Origin of the sequence: Sphingopyxis sp., assembly GCF_050725655.1 — a bacterium.
Lineage (GTDB): Bacteria > Pseudomonadota > Alphaproteobacteria > Sphingomonadales > Sphingomonadaceae > Sphingopyxis.
The window spans coordinates 16,419-33,031 of sequence record NZ_JBOHHT010000090.1 but is presented as its reverse complement, the minus strand read 5'-3'; the positions used below and the strand labels follow the sequence as shown (position 1 = coordinate 33,031).

Here is a 16,613-nt window from a genome sequence, read left to right as displayed (position 1 = left end):
TGGCGGTCTGCAAATGGCAATTTCCCGTGCTTCCGGTGCTCACGTACCAGATGTACGCTGCGCTCCGGGTCACGGAAAACCACCATTTTCGACTCACCCTGAGCTGAATGTCGATTGGTCCTAGTCGACGACGGCGTAATAAAACTGCGCAGACACCCCTCGCACCGCACGAATGATTCTATGTCGAACCGGCATTGGGATCGATGCCCGCATGTCCATAGACAGAATGGGCCCATGCACTAACCGACGAACGGACGACTTTGGCAGGGTTCAGGGCGGAGAAAAAAAATGATCCAGGGACCGGCAACGGCGGAGAGCAGCAAGTTCAAGATTTCCACATCGCTTCTCGCGATTTCCCTTTTTGCAGGGCTGACAGGCGTGGCGGGCACCGCACATGCTCAGGACGCACCGGCACCGGACGACGGCGCGGAAACAGAGGGCGCCAGCGACATCGTCGTGACAGGGTCGCGTATCGGCCGCCCGGTCCTCGACTTGCCGACCCCGGTCGGGGTGGTGAGTTCCGAAACGCTCGGCGCGAACAATGCGCAGTTCGACATCGGCCGCGCCCTCGCCCAGCAACCCGCCATCGGCTTTTCGGGCAGCATGCAGCAGAGCCAGCAAGGCGGCGCCTCGGGATCGCGCGGCGAAACCAGCGGCGGCCTCGCAGTCGTCGACCTGCGCAGCCTCGGCTCGAACCGCACGCTGGTGCTCGTCAACGGCAAGCGCCGCGTTTCGGGCACCACCGACAGCGCGGCGGTCGATCTGAACTCGATCAACCCCAACCTGATCGAGCGCGTCGAGATCATCACCGGCGGCGCGTCGGCGATTTATGGTTCGGACGCCGTATCGGGCGTCGTGAACATCATCCTCAAGGATGACTTCGACGGCGTTCGCCTGTCCTTTAGCGGTTCGCAGCCGGCGCGCGGGTCCGAAGGTTTCACCTATGGCGGCAGCCTCCTCGCCGGGCACAATTTCGCCGACGGGCGCGGCAACATCACCGTGGCGGCGGACTATACGAAGGTGAAGGAAATCACCCCGCGCCAGGCCGACATGAAAAACAATGTCGCGATGATCAATCCCGCCGATACCGGGCCGAACGACGGCATTCCCGATTATATCATCATTCCCGGCGGCGAAGCCTTTCAATATTCCGGTTATGGCGCGGTGGGTCTTCGCGGCGACACGGGGGGCCTCGGTGCGTTCGTCTTCAATGATGATGGCACGCCGCGCCCTGCGCCGACGCCTCTTTTTACCGACGGCAGCCTGTTCGGGAAATTCGACAATTGCGGTCCCGCTTGCTTCCGCTTCGACGATTCGATTTCGATCGTTCCCGACATCGAGCGCTACAACCTCAACCTCAGCACCCATTTCGACTTCAGCGACAATGTGCGGGCCTATTTCGGCGCCGACTATAACAACACGTCAAGCTATGGCCGCGGACAGCCCGTGCTCCGCGCCGCACAGCCGATCAACATCGCGCAGAATGCGTTCCTGAATCAGGCTTTCCGTCAGCAATTGCTGGCCGCCGGAGCGACGACACTGGCTCTCGATCGCCTCTACACCGACGTCGGGCTGCGCTTCAGCCAGGTCGATCGCAACAGCCTGTCGTTCGTCGGCGGGCTCAAAGGCGAGTTCGAGACCGGCTTCTCGGATCTCCGCTACGATATCTATGGCACCTATGGTCGCACCAAGGCGAAGTTCACCGGTTACAACCGCATGCTCCTGCCCAATCTGCGCGCGGCGCTCGACGCCGTGGTCGATCCCGGTTCGGGGCAGATTCGCTGCCGCATGGATGTACCCTCGCTTCAACCCGTCGGCTATGTCCGGCCCGCTATCGTCGGCGGCGGCCCCTGCGTGCCCTTCAATCCGTTCGGTTCGACCGCCAGCTCGCAGGAGGCGCGCGACTTCGTCAGCACGACCACGGTGTCCACGGCCTTCGTCCGCCAGACCACGGCCGGCTTTTCGCTCTCCGGAGATTCGAGCAAGTTCCTGACCATGCCGGGCGGCGGGTCGATCGGCATCGCGCTGGGTGCAGAGTATCGGAAAGAACGTAACGGCCGGACCACCGATCCGCTGATCAAGGCCGGCGTGACCAACCAGGCGTCGTCGCAGGATTATTCAGGCGGCTATCATGTCACCGAACTCTTCGGCGAACTCAGCATACCCCTCTTGACCGACATGCCTTTTGCCAAGCTGCTGTCGGTCGAGGGCGCGGTGCGCCACGCCGATTATAGCCACGCGGGACAGGCGACGTCATGGAAAGCCGGCGCGATCTGGGAGCCGGTCGACGGGTTCCGCCTGCGCGCGACGTTGAGCCGCGCCATTCGCGCGCCGAACATCTTCGAAGCCTTCCGGCCGAGCGAGGGTCAGACGACCAACGTCAACGACCCCTGTTCGCAAAACAACCTCGGTCAAAATCCCAATCGCGCCGCCAACTGCGCCGCGCTGGGCCGCCCAGCGGGCTTTGTCCCGATCAGCGGCGGGATCGGTGTGCCGTTCATCGTATCGGGCAACCAGAATCTGCGGCCCGAGGTTTCGGACAGCTGGACGGCCGGTTTTGTCCTGACGCCGAATTTCCTGCCCGGCCTCCAGATTTCGGCCGACTGGTTCAACATCAAGATCGAGGACGCGATCAGCTTCCTCAGCCCGCAAGCCATTGCCGAAAATTGCGTCGATCGCGCCGGCGGGCCCGACCCGGAATTGTGCGCGCTGATCACCCGCGACATGACGCCGGGGGCAAATTTCTTCAGCATCATCGGCGGCAACAGCACCTATGTGAACACGTCGAAGCTGCAGACATCGGGGCTGGATACGCAAGCCTTCTACGCCCACCCGCTCGGCGCCGGCCGCCTCTCGGCGAACCTGGCCTTCACCTATCTGCACCGCCTGCGGACTTTCACCTTTCAGGCACGGCCGGATCAGTTCACCGTGCTCGAAGGCTTTTACGGCTACCCCAAATATAAGGGCGTCGTCGGGCTGAACTATTCGGTCGGCGGCCTGACGGTCGGCTGGCAGGGCCGCTATCAGTCGAGCCAGGCGCTGACCGACATCTCGCCGGGGATCAGCCGCGAGCTTCTGTCACCCGACCGGACGGGTTCGCGCTTCTACAACGATATTTCGGCATCCTATACACTGCCGATGAACGGGAAGCAGGAAGCCAAATTCTCATTTGGCGTTACAAATCTTCTCAACGAGAAGCTGCCGGTGATGGAATCGGTTCAGGTCATCGATCCGTCGGGGGGCGGCTTCGATCAGTTCGGACCGGTTATCCGTCTCGGGCTCGAAGTGAACTTCTGAATCCGGGCCGACAATATGAGGTTCGCGCCGCGCGCGCGGACCTCATATTGTCTCTCTACAGCGACACGAATCCAGCCTGGCAGGAGGCGCAATTATGAGTGCTGAAACCATCCGCCCTGCCCGTCAGAGGGGGTTTCTCGGCGTCGTCGAGCGCGTCGGGAATCTGCTGCCCGATCCGACCATCATCTTCCTCTACCTGATCATCATATTGATGATCATATCGGCGATCGGCGCAGGACTGGGGTGGAGCGGATCGCTGCCCTATTCGGGCAAGGAGGCGCCCGCCGGCGCCGAGCTTGCGGGTGGCGTCCTGACCTATCGCGCGTCGAGCCTGTTCTCGGCCGAGAATATCGCGCGGCTGTTTACCGAAATGCCGCGCACCTATGCCAGCTTCACCCCGCTCGGCATCATCCTGACGATCATGATGGGTGCCGCGGTGGCCGAGCGATCGGGGCTGTTCTTCGCGCTGATCCGCGGCTCGCTGCGTAACACGCCGCGCCGCTATATGACGCCTATCATCGCGGTGGTGGGCATGGTGTCGCACCACGCCGCCGACGCCGCCTATGTCGTGCTCATCCCGATGGCAGCGGTGCTTTTCGCATCGGTCGGGCGCCATCCGCTCGCGGGAATTGCCGCAGCGCTCGCCGCCGTGTCGGGCGGCTATGCCGGCAACATCATGCCCGGCCAGCTCGACGTCCTGCTGTTCGGCTTCACACAGGAAGCCGCGCGTATCGTCGAGCCCGGCTGGACGATGAACCCGCTCGGCAACTGGTATTTCATCCTCGGCATCGTCGTCTTTTTCACGCCGATCATCTGGTTCGTCACCGACCGGATCGTCGAACCGCGCCTCGGGACGTGGAACGAGGCGATCGACGACGAGTTGCGCACCGATCTTGAAAAGGGCGATCTCAGCGACGACGAGCGGCGGGGGCTTCGCCGCGCGGGCGTTGCCGCATTGCTGGTGGTCGCCCTGTTCGCCGCGCTCTGCCTCTGGCCGGGCTATACGCCATTCATCGACCAGGACGCCGACGGCCCGATCCGGCTGCAGCCGCTCTATGGTTCGATGATCGCCGCGCTGTTTCTGCTGTTCCTGTTCACCGGCGTGGTCTTCGGACGCGCTGTCGGCACGGTCGAAAATTCGAATGATGTGATCGCGATGATGCGCGAGGGCGTAAAGACGATCGCGCCCTATCTCGTCTTCGTCTTTTTCGCGGCGCATTTCGTGGCGATGTTCAACTGGTCGGGGATCGGACCGATCATCGCGATCAGCGGTGCCGAGAGGCTGCAGGGCATGAACCTGCCCGCGCCGCTGCTCCTCGTCTGCGTGCTGCTCCTCTCGTCGACGATGGATCTGTTCATCGGGTCGGCGACGGCGAAGTGGAGCGTCCTGTCGTCGGTGGTCGTGCCGATGTTCATGCTGCTCGGCATCAGTCCCGAAATGACGACGGCCGCCTATCGCATGGGCGACAGCTATACCAATATCATGACCCCGCTGATGAGCTATTTCCCGCTCGTCCTCGTCTTCTGCCAGCGGTGGGACAAGTCGATGGGGGTCGGATCGCTGCTCGCGCTGATGCTGCCCTATGCGCTCTGTTTCATGGCGACGGGCATCACGATGGTCGTCGCATGGGTCGTCTTCGACCTCCCCCTCGGCCCACACGCGGGGGTCTTCTATCAGATCGCGGCGCACGCCGCGCCTTGAGGGAGACCATGATGAAATCCGCCGCCGAACATGCAACCATGTCCAATAGGCATTGGGGTCGGCCGCGCGTCGCCCCTAGCCTGACTTTGCCGCTGCGCCAGGAGGTCCGTCCCCATGTCCGTTGACCTCAAATCGCTCGAAACCGACATGACCGCCTGGCGCCGGCATATCCATCAGCATCCCGAACTCGGCTTTCACGAACAGGGCACGGTCAGCTTCATCCTCGATCTGCTCGAAAGCTTCGGGGTCGACGAGGTGCACACCGGCATCGGCGGCACCGGCATCGTCGCGACGATCCGCGCCGGCGGGTCGGACCGCGCGATCGGCATCCGCGCCGACATCGATGCGTTGCCGATGACCGAACTGACCGAGTCCGATCATAAATCCTGCACGCCCGGCGTGATGCACGCCTGCGGCCACGACGGGCATACGACGATGCTGCTCGGCGCCGCCAAACATCTGGCGGCAACGCGCAACTTCGACGGTGCGGTGCATCTGATCTTCCAGCCCGCCGAGGAATCGCTCGGTTATCATGGGCCCGACGGCGACCCCGACGGCGGCGCCAGCGCGATGATCCGCGACGGCCTGTTCGATCGCTTCCCGATGGACGCCATCTTCGGCGTCCACAATCGCCCGGGCATCGCCGCGGGCAAGCTCGCGGGGCGCGCGGGCGCGCTCTATGCCGCCGCCGACAAGTTCGAGATCGTCGTGTCGGGCAAGGGCGGCCACGCCGCGCGCCCGCACCTGACGGTCGACCCAGTGCTCGTCGCCGCGCAGATCATCGTCGCGGTGCAGAGCATCGTCGCGCGCAGTACCGACCCGATGGACGCCGCGGTGGTGTCGATCTGCAAGGTCGAGGCGGGCACCGCGTTCAACATCATCGCCGACGAGGCGCGCATGGGCGGCACGGTGCGCACGCTGTCGCGCGCGAGCCAGGATGCGACCGAACAGCGGCTGCGCGAGATTGTGACCGGTGTCGCGGCGTCGTTCGGCGCGAAGGCGGAGCTGCATTACGAACGCGGCTATCCCGCGCTGCACAATCCGGCCGATCTCTATGCCAAGGTCCGCAAGATCGCGATCGGCATCGTCGGCCCCGACCGCTTCGTCGATCTCGACACGCCAGGCATGGGGGGCGAGGATTTTGCGCGCTACCTCGACGTCGTTCCCGGCTGCTTCCTGCTCCTCGGCAACGGCGACGAGGGACCGGGGTCGGTGATGCTCCACAATTCGCACTATGCCTATGACGACAGCATTTCGCCCACCGGCGCCGCGCTGTGGGTCGCCTTGGCCGAGACATTCCTGCCGAAATAGACAATCCGGGGAGATTTTTTTGATGCGCCGTTCGACTGCCGCCCTGCTCCATGGTTCGACCATCCTGCTGTTCGCCGCCGCGCCGGCGGCGCAGGCGCAGGCGAACGCCGCCGAAAAGGTCAGCATCTACCGCGACGATTTCGGCGTGCCGCATGTGCAGGCGGAGACGTCCGACGCCGTGATGTTCGGCGCGGGATATGCGATTGCGCACGACCGCCTCGCCGCAATGGAACTCGCGCGGCACAATACGCAGGGCCGCCGCGCCGAACTGCTCGGCGCTTCCGCGATCGAAGGCGACAAGATGATGCGCGGCCGGAGGCTTTCCGACGCGACGCTGATGCAGCGCTACAAGGCGCTGGCGCCCGAGCATCGCAAGATGATCCATGCGATGGTCGACGGCATCAACAAGCGCATCGACGACGTGAATGCCGATCCTGCGCGGCTGACCCCGCTCGAATTCATCCGCTGGGGGATCAAGCCGACGCGCTGGAGCCTCGCCGAATATCTCGCGCTGATCACCGCCGCGCCGCTGGGGCGCGACACTTATGAAATCCGCAACCTCGAATTTCTGAAGGCGATGACGGCGCGCTACGGGCAGGAGAAGGCGTGGGCGATTTTCAACGACGTCGTGCCGATTTCCGACCCCGATTCCCCGACCACCATCCACGCCGGCGACGACCTCGCCCCCGCCCGGTCGGTGCCGACGCCGGTGCTCGCCCCGGTGCAGCAGCCGCCCGGTGGCGTCGCGTCGGCAGCGGCCCAGGCGGCCCCGATCCAGCCGGTGAAGGGCGCGAGCCGCTGTATGGTTATCGGCCCCGAGAAATCGGCGAGCGGCAAGGTGCTGATGCTCGAGGCGACTGCCGACGGCCCCGAAATCCATCTGCACGGCGGCGGTTTCGACAATGCGGGCTTCGGCTCGACCGGCTGGGGCGTGCCGACGATGGGGCGCGGCGCGCAGCACGGCTGGCTGCTCGTTTCGGGCAGCAGCGAGGCCGGCACCGTCTTCGCCGAAAAGCTCAACCCGAAGAACCGGTACGAATATTGGTACAAGGGTGCGTGGAAAAAGATGGATCACCGGACCGAGACCTTCCGGGTCAAGGACGGCGCGACCGTGACGCACGAAGTCGCGTGGACGATTCACGGGCCGGTGATCGCGTGGGACGCCGAAAACGGCACCGCTTACTCGCAGCAAATGGGCGTCCACGGCCGCGAACTCGACACATGGGTCGCCTTTGCCGAAATGGGCCGCGCAAAGAGCCTCGCCGAGTTCAAGGCCAAGGGCGTCGACCGTCTCGGCTGGAATCTCGGCGCCTGTTATGGCGGCGAAGACGGCACGATCGCCTATTTCGAAGCCGGCGCTCTTCCCAGGAAGGCGGCGGGCGTCGATCCGCGGCTGCCGACGCCCGGCACCGGCGAATATGAATGGACGGGGTTTCTGACCCCTGCGGAAAAGCCGCAGATGATCAACCCGAAGCAGGGTTATTTCATGTCGTGGAACAGCAAGGCGACGGGCTGGTCGCAGGAGGGCGACAATGCGCGGATCGGCGCGACTTTCCGCACTTGGCTCGGCGACCGGCTCGCGAAGACGGGCCAGTCGCTCACCTTGCTCGACATGCGCGAGTTCAACGGCAAGATCTTCAACGCGCTGGGCGCGGTCGACCGCAATCAGGCGGCGCCCGACTTTTTCGCGCCCTATATCCGGGCCGCGATCGCGGCGAGCGACGACCCCCAGGTGAAGCGGGCGGGCGAATTGATGCTGAGCTTCAACGGCTTGTATCAGGACCGCGACGGCGATCAGCGCTACGACAATCCGGGACTGACGCTCTACCGGACCTGGCTCCAGACTGCGCCGAAAACGCTGTTTGGCGATGATATGGGCGACTGGTGGAAGACGATCGATACCGACCGCTACCTGACCTATCAATCCAGCCTGCTGCTGCGCGCCTTTCAGGGCGATAAAGCGGGCGCGCCACTGGGCATCGACTATTTCAACGGGCGCGACCGCACCGCGATGATGATCGACACGATCAAGGCGACGATCGCCGAGGTCAAACCGCGCTTTCCCGGCAAGGATATGGCCGAATGGGAACAGCCGGTCTTCTGGAAATATTTCGACGCGTCGCTCGAAACCCCCGACCGCCCGCAAATGGCGGAAGATTATCCCGAACATCGGCTGTCGGCGGTCCTGCGCCTCGGGCCGACGATGGCGCCGCACAATGGCGGCGAAAGCTGGGTCGGGCTGATGGAAATCGGCGCCGACCGGCGCGCGCTCTATTCGGTGATCGACGCGGGCGGCCAGAATCTGTTCATCGATCCCGACGGCAGGGGGAACCCCCACCTCGCCGACCAGACGATGATGCACGAGACCAACGAGCTCAAGAAGATCGAGCTTTCGCCCGACAGGATACGCAAGACCGCCGCGTCGACCATGACGCTCGAATATCGGCCGATCACCCGTTAGCGCGCGGCGGAGCCCCGATTGACAACCGTCGTCTCACCCGCCGACATCGGCAGCTATTGGCTCGCAAGCTGCGACGATGATCTGACGCCGCGCCCCGCCCTGTCGGGCGACGCGACCGTCGACGTCGCGATCATGGGGGGCGGCTTCACGGGTCTGTGGACCGCCTGGTATCTGCTGCAAAACGACCCCGACCTGTCGATAGCAATCGTCGAGCGGCAATTTTGCGGCTTCGGCGCGTCGGGGCGCAACGGCGGCTGGTGCTCGCCGCGCTTTCCGATCAACCCCGCCGCACTCACCCGCCGCTTTGGGGCCGCGACGGCCCGGGCGATGCTGCTCGCACAGCAGGCGATGGTCGGGGAGGTCGGCCGGATTTGCGACGAGGAAGGCATCGACGCGCATTTCAATCGGGTGGGCGTCCTCACCCTCGCTCGCAGCGCGGAGCAATTGCCGTCGCTGCGCCAGTCCTTCGACGCTTATGTCAGGCTCGGCATGGAGGATGGCTGCGAATTGCTCGACGCCGACCGGGCGCGGGAGGCGGTGCATGCGACCAAGGTCGATGGCGCCCTGCGCCTGCACGTCGGCGGCACGATCCACCCCGGCCGCCTTGTGCGCGGGCTCTCGCGCGCGCTCGAGCGGCGCGGTGTGCGGATATATGAAGGGACCGAGGTCCTGCAAACCACTGCCGGCATGCAACCTGCACTCGTCACCGCGGGCGGCACGCTCCGCGCCCGGCGCGCGGTCCTGCTGGCAGGCGAAGCGTTTATGACCGCACAGCCCGATTATCGCCGCCGGCTGATTCCGATGGCCTCGACGATTATGCTCACCGCGCCGCTCAGCGCCGAACAGTGGGAGAAGGTCGGCTGGGCCGGCGGCGAATGCCTCAGCTCCTATGTCCACACGACCAATTATCTCACGCGCACCGCCGACGGACGCATCCTGTTCGGCAGCCGCGGGGCGCCCTATCGCTATGGCTCGGACATGGGCGAGACCGCGTTGCGCGAAAACGCGAATTTCGGCTGGATCCGCGACCGGCTGACCGAATGGTGGCCGTCGCTGGACGGTGTCGAATTCACGCATCAATGGGCGGGCTATCTCGGCATTCCGCGCGACTGGCTACCGGCGGTGCATTTCGATGACAGACGCCGGATCGGGACCAGCTATGGCTATACGGGGCATGGCGTGATCACCAGCGCGATCTGCGCCCGCGCGCTCGCCGGGCTGGTCACCGGCCACGCGCCCGATCCGCACGCGCCCTACGTCCGCGCGCAAGCCCCGAACTAGGAGGTTGAACCGCTACGCTGGGCGGGCATCCGCTATGTCCAGAATGCCTTCCTGCGGATGGACCTGGCGGAGGCGGACGGGCGGTCGCCCCCGCCCGACGCAGGCTTGGCGAAATATCTGGGCGAGCCTTAGCCGACGCTCACTTTCCTATATCCTCAAGCGCCCGTTCGAGACCCGGGACGAACGCGGCGCCGGTCTTCAGTTCGACCTGCGACCCGGCGAGATCGTCGCCATAAGGTTCGGCCGGCCCGCCGAGGCATTTCGACAGGAAATGCTCGGCGATTGCCGCGAAGGAGATGTTCGTCGCGTCCTTTGCGTAGACATGACCTTCATCGGGGTAAAAGGCATAGGTCACCGGCTTGCCGCGCGCCTTCAGCGCATCGACAATCTCTTCCGACTGGCTGGGAAAGATGCGCGGGTCGTTGGCGCCGTTGGTGACGAGCAGCGGCTTTGAAATCGCATCGACGCGCGCGATCGGCGAGCGCCGCATCAGGTCCGCCGCGCCCTCCTTTGTCGCCGGATCGCCCACGCGGTTGACGAACTGCGGGCGCTGCCAGGTCCACCAGTCGGGCATCGACGCGACTTGCCGCACCAGATTGCTCGGCCCCGCGAGGTCGACGCCGCACTGGAAGGTGTCGGGCGTGAAACTCAACGACACGAGCGTCGAATAGCCGCCATAGGACAGCCCCATCACCGCGACGCGGTCCTTCGCGGTCACCCCCTTGTCGATCGCCCACCGCACGCCGTCGAGCAGGTCGTCGTGCATCGTTTCCGACCATTTCCTGTCGCCCTTCGCCATGAAGTCGCTACCAAAGCCCCCCGACGCACGAAAATTCACCGACAGCACCGCATAGCCGCGGTCGGCGAGCCAGGCGTGCTGCGGATCGAAGGCCAGATCGTCGCGAAGCCAGGGGCCGCCGTGAACGAGCAGCACCATCGGAACGGGGGTCACGGGCATCCCGTCGGCGCCGAGTTTCGCGCCTGTCGGCAGCGTCAGATAACTCGGCAAGCCGAGCCCGTCGCGCGATGCAATCGTCACTGGAATCCGGCGCGCGAGCGACTGTTTATCGAGGTCGGGCCGCGTCGACAGCAGCGGCACGAGCGTCCGGTCCTTGCGGTTCCACCAGCTATAGCGGTCGGGGCGGTTCGGAACCGTTTCGAGGAGCAGCCAGCGCGCATTGTCGGGGGTCTGGTCGACGATCCTGAACGGCCCGGCCGCCGCCGCTTCAAGCGCCGTGAACTCGGCGCGCACCTCGTCCGATCGGACGGTCCATTCGCTGACAAGCGGGTCCTCACGCGTCGCAAGCAGCGTCCCGCTGGCTTCGTAGAACAGCGTATCGACGATGTCGGCACGCCCGGACGCGGCGAGCTGTGTCTGCTTGCCCGTGGCGAGATCGACCGAGACGAGGTTCGCCCTGTCGCTGGTCCGGCTGTCGAACATCAACAGCTTCCCTTCGCCGTCGAGTCCGAGGATCTTGGAATTGCGCAGCGAGACCAGCGGGATCGTCATGAACTCGCTCGGCCCGGCGGGGTCGAGGCGGAAATAGGTCGACGAGCCGTCGACATTGCCGCGAACGCCCAGCCGGATGTTGAAGTCGGGATCGGCAACGATATCGATGTAATTTTGGTCGTTGCGGAGCACCTCGGTACGCTGCCCCGTCGCGAGGTCGATCCGGTATATGTCGCGATAGCGGCGGTCACGAATGTTCATGCCGACGAGGATTTCGCCGGGACGGCGCTTCGAAAGCTTCACGATCTTTGTCTGAACGGCGGGATCGGCGGTCACATTGACGACCGTGCGCTTTTCGAGGTTCGCGACCCAGAGCTGGCTATGCTCCTCGCCCCCGACATCCTTCAGCACCAATATGTACCGCCCGTCGGGGCTCCACTGGAAACTGTCGGGCGGCCGCGTATCGAAACGGGTAACCGGCGTGGCCGCCTTCGGGTCGTCGAGCGGCGCGACCCAGACGTTCAGGACGCCGTTCAGCGGATGGAGAAAGGCCAGCTGCTTGCCGTCGGGGCTGATCTGAAGTTCGAAATAGGTGGGCGAAGCAAAAAGCGCGCCGCGCGGCACCAGCGATGCCCGCCTCGCCGCCCCCGGCTCGGCGCCGACCGCCGGCAGGGCGCCAACCATGATCGCTGCGCCAAGCAGCGCAGCCGTCCACACCACCGCGCGACTGCTGCGATGGCCCAGTTCCCGCCGCAAAATGTCGAAACCCATCCCCAAAGCCCCCTGAATCAAGCTTGTTTGCGCACGCAATCTGCCGATGGGCGGGCACGAGCTCCAATGCGCAAAATGGATCAATCCATGCATATCAGGAGGGGTAGGCACAGGCCGTCGCTGCACTACAACTGCCCCAAGTGGCCGAAGGGGCATGAGTGATGGAACTGGCATGGCTCGAGGATTTCGGCGCCTTGATACACGCGGGCAACTTCTCGCGCGCGGCATCGACGCGCTGCGTGACGCAGCCGGCATTCAGCCGCCGCATTCGCGCGCTCGAAGAATGGCTCGGCGTGGAACTCGTCAATCGCAGCACGCACCAGATGGTGCTGACACCCGCCGGCAAGCGCTTCGCCGTCATCGCCGAAACCGTTCTACGCGATATCGAACATGGCCGGCGCGAGGTACAGGAGATTGCCGGCACATCGGCGTCGATGGTCAAGATTCTGGTCACGCACGCCCTGGCGCTGAACTTCTTCCCGCAGTGGCTCGCGACGCTTCAGGCGATGACCGATACCGCGATCCCGATTCAGCTCACCGCCGACAATATGGGCACATCCGAACAGATGATGCTGAGCGGAAAAGCGCATTTTTGTCTGTGCTATTTCCATCCCGGCGCCCCGTCGGTTCTCGACGGCGCGGGCTTCCAGTCGATATCGCTCGAATCCGATGCGCTGGTGCCGGTTAGCGCGCCGCGCGAAACCGACGGGGCGCTGCACGCGCTCACCGATGACCCCGACCATCCGGTCAATTTGCTGGCCTATGGCGCTGAATCGGGGATGGATCGCATCGTGTCGGCGATGCTTGACGCAAGTGCGATGCGGGCGAATTTCACGCCTGTGTTCACGTCGCACACGCTGATCCTCGCGCGCATGGCAAGGGATGGAAAGGGACTGGCCTGGCTGCCGCTGAGCATCGTCGCGGATGATTTGAAGCGGGGCACGTTGGTGCGGGCGGGCGATGCGCGCTGGGACATTCCGGTCGACGTCAGGCTGTATCGGCCGCGCGGCCGGCAATCGCCGTCGGCCGAAGCATTCTGGAAGCTGGCAACGGCGTAGACGGGAATGGCGAATGCGAACCACGTCCATACGCGGCGGCATGAAACCATCAGCAACGGGCATTTGCCCGTCGGGCCGCCGCGTTGCTAATCGCTCCGGGCCATCCGGCGGCATCCCCGACCCCAAGCCTGCGGAGCCGCAGTCCTTGGACGTCACTATTGAATTTGGATCCCGATCAATGAAACAGTTCGCCCCCGTCGAAGCCGTGGTCTTCGACCTCCTCACTGCGCTTCTCGATTCCTGGTCGGTCTGGAACCGGGCGGCCGGGTCGGAGAGCGACGGGCTACGCTGGCGCCGCGCCTATCTCGAGCTGACCTATGGTTGCGGCGCTTACCGCCCCTATGAAGATCTCGTCCGCGAGGCAGCCGTCAATGCGGGCGTGGCGGCATCGGCCGCCGACGCGCTGGTTGCCGACTGGAACACGCTCCAGCCTTGGCCGGAGGCGCCGCAGCTGCTTGCCGGGCTCGGCGCGCGCGGCATCGCGCTCGGCGTCATAACGAACTGTTCGACAGTTTTGGGGCGACAGGCCGCGGAACGGGTCGGAGTGCCTTTTTCCGTTGTCCTGACCTCCGAAGAAACGGGCTATTACAAACCGCAACCCGAATCCTACCGCGCCGTGCTGGCCCGGCTCGGCACCGATCCGGCCCGGACGCTTTTCGTGGCGGGTTCGCCGGCGGACATTCCCGGTGCGGCCGGCGTCGGCATGCCGGTTTTCTGGCACAACCGCGCCCGCCTGCCCTTTGTCGCCGACGCGGCGCGGCCGTTCCTGATTGCCGATACGCTCGATCCGCTGCGGGAGCTGGTACAATGAGCGCGGCCGCCATCTTCGCGGGTCTGAATACCCCGCGCCTGATTCTCGACGCCGACCGGCTGGAGCGCAACGCCGCGCGCATGCGCGCCCGCTGCGACACGCTGGGCGTCGCGCTGCGCCCGCATCTGAAGACGGCCAAGTCGACCGACGTCGCGCGTATCGCCGCAAATGGCGAGCGAGGGCCGATCACGGTTTCGACGCTGGCCGAAGCCGAATATTTCGCCGCAGCGGGCTGGCGCGATATTCTCTACACGACCGCGATCGCGCCCGCGAAACTGGCTCGCGCCCACCATATTCAGCGCGAGCATGGCGCGCGGCTGCTGCTTGTCCTCGACGACATGGAGGCTGCCGCTGCCATGGGGAAAGCCGCGGCAGCGCTCGGCGCGCAATTTGGCATCCTCATCGAGGTCGATTGCGGCGAACACCGCAGCGGCACCGAACCCGCGTCGGAACAGCTTGTCGCGATCGCCGGGGCGATTGCGGCCTGTTCGCCGCAACTCGAGCTGATGGGCGTGATGACCCACGCCGGTCATTCCTACGCGTTCGACGATCCCGCGCCGATCAGGGCGCTCGCCGAAGTCGAGCGGCATGCGGCGGTCGCATCGGCGGAATTGCTCCACACGCGCGGCTATCCCTGCCCCATCGTCGGCGTCGGCTCGACCCCGACCGTGGCCTTCGCCGAACAATTGCGGGGCGTGACCGAAGTGCGCGCAGGCATTTACCTGTTCGGCGACCTTTCGCAATTGTCGCGGGGCGTCTGCGCGCAAGAGGATATTGCCGTCTCGGTGCTGGCGACCGTCATCGGCCACCAGCGCCGCGGCTCCGGCCCCAGCCTGATCCTCGACGCCGGCGCCCTCGCGCTATCCAAGGACGTCGGGGCCAACCGCTTCATGCCGAACGCTGGATATGGCCTGGTCTGCGATGCCGCCACGCTCGAACCGCTGGAATCGCTGACGGTCGTGACCGTGCATCAGGAACATGGCGGCGTGCCCGTGCCCGACGAAAGCTGGTTCGAACGGCTGCCGATCGGCACCGTCGTCCGCATCCTTCCCAATCACGCCTGCCTGACCTGTGCGGCCTACACCTCCTACGACGTACTGCGCGGAGGGGAACTGACCGGAGAATGGCCGCGAACGGGCGGGTGGTGATCGGTTTTTGGAGATCGAGATGAAGGTTCGGAAAATGACAGAGATCCGCTGCGCAGCGGCGCCGCCGCCCGGCGGGCATTATGCCCAGGCCGTATTGCACCGCGACGCGCTCTATGTTTCGGGCCAGCTCGGCGTGACCGGCGAGACACAATATCCCGAAAACCGGTCTATCGATGAACAGGTCAGCTTCGCACTCGGGAACATCGAGGCGATTGTCGGCGTGGTCGGCGCTTCGCTCGACGACATCGTCCGCTGCACGGTCTATGTGACCGACGTCGCGCATTGGGGCGAAGTCAACCGGGCCTATGCGGCGTTCTTCGGCGCGCACCGCCCCGCACGATCGATCGTTCCCTGCGGCCCGCTGCACTTCAACGCGCTGGTGGAGATCGAAGCCGTCGTTGCGGTGAGCGTCTGAGACCGCAGCAATGGGATGTTCCCTGAGCCCATTTCGTTCATCGGACGGCGCTCGCACTTGTCAAAGGTCCGGCGCCCAACTATCTCGCCTCTGTAGCCCCGGGCACCTTGACCAGCGGACGCCGACACCAAAGATTGCTTCAGCTGAGCCCTGTTCCAGCCACTCCCTACGTCGAACAGCTCAGCATCGGGGCGGGGCGCCGCACGCTTGCCATAAGCCTGGCCGTTCTGATCCCGGCGCTCCTTCTGCTCATGCTGCTCTCCTGGGGCCTGGAAGAGCAGCCTGACTTTAAGGAGGCGCCCGTCAGCGTGGTGAGCCTCGAGGCCAAAGAGATTTCGGAGGAAGCGCCCGAACCGAGCAGCCCGGAGCCCGCGCGGACCGAAGAACAGCCCACGTCGCCGCAGCCGGCGCCTCGGGAACCGCCGCCGTCAGAACCGGCTCAACCGAAGGCCGCGCAAGCCGCCGAATCGCTGCCCCCGCCGCCAATACCGACGCCTACGCCGGCGATTCCCCAGAGCGCCACGCGTCCGCCCGGCGGACCGGTCTATGGGCCGCCCAATATTGGAGGCTCCTCCTCTTCCCGCGACACGGAACGGGTGGGAACGGCGCCCAACGGCGAGCCGCTCTATGCGGCCGCCTGGTATCGCGAACCGCGAGATGACGAGCTGCGCGGCTATTTGTCCACCGCCGACGGGCCCGGCTGGGGGCTGATTGCCTGCCGCACGGCGCCCGATTATCGCGTCGAGGATTGCGTCGGGCTCGACGAGTATCCGAACGGATCGCAGATCAATCGCGCGGTGCTCGCCGCGGCGTGGGCGTTCCAGGTGCGGCCCCCGCGGCTCGGTGGACGACCGCTGGTTGGCGCCTGGGTCAGGATCAGGATCGATTACGGCACAAAGCGGCGTTAG

At 65.2% G+C, this 16,613-nt stretch carries 11 protein-coding genes; 10 read left to right on the top strand and 1 reads right to left on the bottom strand.

What is annotated here, in order from left to right; genetic code table 11:
• Positions 1 to 288 precede the first annotated feature (288 nt).
• The 5 genes from ACREBX_RS13715 to ACREBX_RS13695 all read left to right on the top strand — a co-directional run bounded on the left by ACREBX_RS13715 (position 289) and on the right by ACREBX_RS13695 (position 10,052).
• Positions 289 to 3,297 (top strand): TonB-dependent receptor domain-containing protein, encoded by a 3,009-nt coding sequence (locus ACREBX_RS13715; RefSeq protein WP_431562305.1) that lies wholly within the window; start codon positions 289 to 291, stop codon positions 3,295 to 3,297.
• A gap of 94 nt (positions 3,298 to 3,391) precedes the next feature.
• Entirely contained in the window at positions 3,392 to 4,999 is a 1,608-nt protein-coding gene (locus ACREBX_RS13710; RefSeq protein WP_431562304.1) for an AbgT family transporter, read from the top strand.
• Between the two features lie 114 nt (positions 5,000 to 5,113).
• Positions 5,114 to 6,310, top strand: a complete 1,197-nt coding sequence (locus tag ACREBX_RS13705; protein ID WP_431562303.1) for a M20 aminoacylase family protein — start codon at positions 5,114 to 5,116, stop codon at positions 6,308 to 6,310.
• Between the two features lie 22 nt (positions 6,311 to 6,332).
• On the top strand, positions 6,333 to 8,771 hold the full coding sequence (locus tag ACREBX_RS13700) for a penicillin acylase family protein (protein WP_431562302.1): 2,439 nt from the start codon (positions 6,333 to 6,335) through the stop codon (positions 8,769 to 8,771).
• A gap of 18 nt (positions 8,772 to 8,789) precedes the next feature.
• A complete protein-coding gene (locus tag ACREBX_RS13695) occupies positions 8,790 to 10,052 on the top strand; it encodes an NAD(P)/FAD-dependent oxidoreductase (protein WP_431562301.1) in 1,263 nt (420 codons plus the stop codon).
• 139 nt (positions 10,053 to 10,191) lie between these two features.
• On the opposite strand, the gene ACREBX_RS13690 is transcribed toward ACREBX_RS13695, so the two are convergent.
• Positions 10,192 to 12,273 carry a S9 family peptidase gene (locus tag ACREBX_RS13690; protein ID WP_431562300.1) on the bottom strand — a complete coding sequence of 694 codons (2,082 nt, stop codon included), beginning with the start codon at positions 12,271 to 12,273 and terminating at the stop codon, positions 10,192 to 10,194.
• Between the two features lie 161 nt (positions 12,274 to 12,434).
• Between ACREBX_RS13690 and ACREBX_RS13685 the strand changes: the two genes are divergently transcribed.
• The 5 genes from ACREBX_RS13685 to ACREBX_RS13665 all read left to right on the top strand — a co-directional run bounded on the left by ACREBX_RS13685 (position 12,435) and on the right by ACREBX_RS13665 (position 16,613).
• Positions 12,435 to 13,331: a LysR family transcriptional regulator gene (locus ACREBX_RS13685; protein ID WP_431562299.1), complete on the top strand. Its 897-nt coding sequence runs from the start codon at positions 12,435 to 12,437 to the stop codon at positions 13,329 to 13,331.
• A 178-nt stretch (positions 13,332 to 13,509) separates the two neighbouring features.
• On the top strand, positions 13,510 to 14,142 hold the full coding sequence (locus ACREBX_RS13680; protein WP_431562298.1) for an HAD family hydrolase: 633 nt from the start codon (positions 13,510 to 13,512) through the stop codon (positions 14,140 to 14,142).
• A complete protein-coding gene (locus tag ACREBX_RS13675; protein ID WP_431562297.1) occupies positions 14,139 to 15,290 on the top strand; it encodes an alanine racemase in 1,152 nt (383 codons plus the stop codon). Before ACREBX_RS13680 ends, ACREBX_RS13675 begins: the two co-directional genes overlap by 4 nt.
• A gap of 34 nt (positions 15,291 to 15,324) precedes the next feature.
• A complete protein-coding gene (locus ACREBX_RS13670) occupies positions 15,325 to 15,705 on the top strand; it encodes a RidA family protein (protein WP_431562296.1) in 381 nt (126 codons plus the stop codon).
• 134 nt (positions 15,706 to 15,839) lie between these two features.
• A complete protein-coding gene (locus ACREBX_RS13665) occupies positions 15,840 to 16,613 on the top strand; it encodes a hypothetical protein (protein WP_431562295.1) in 774 nt (257 codons plus the stop codon).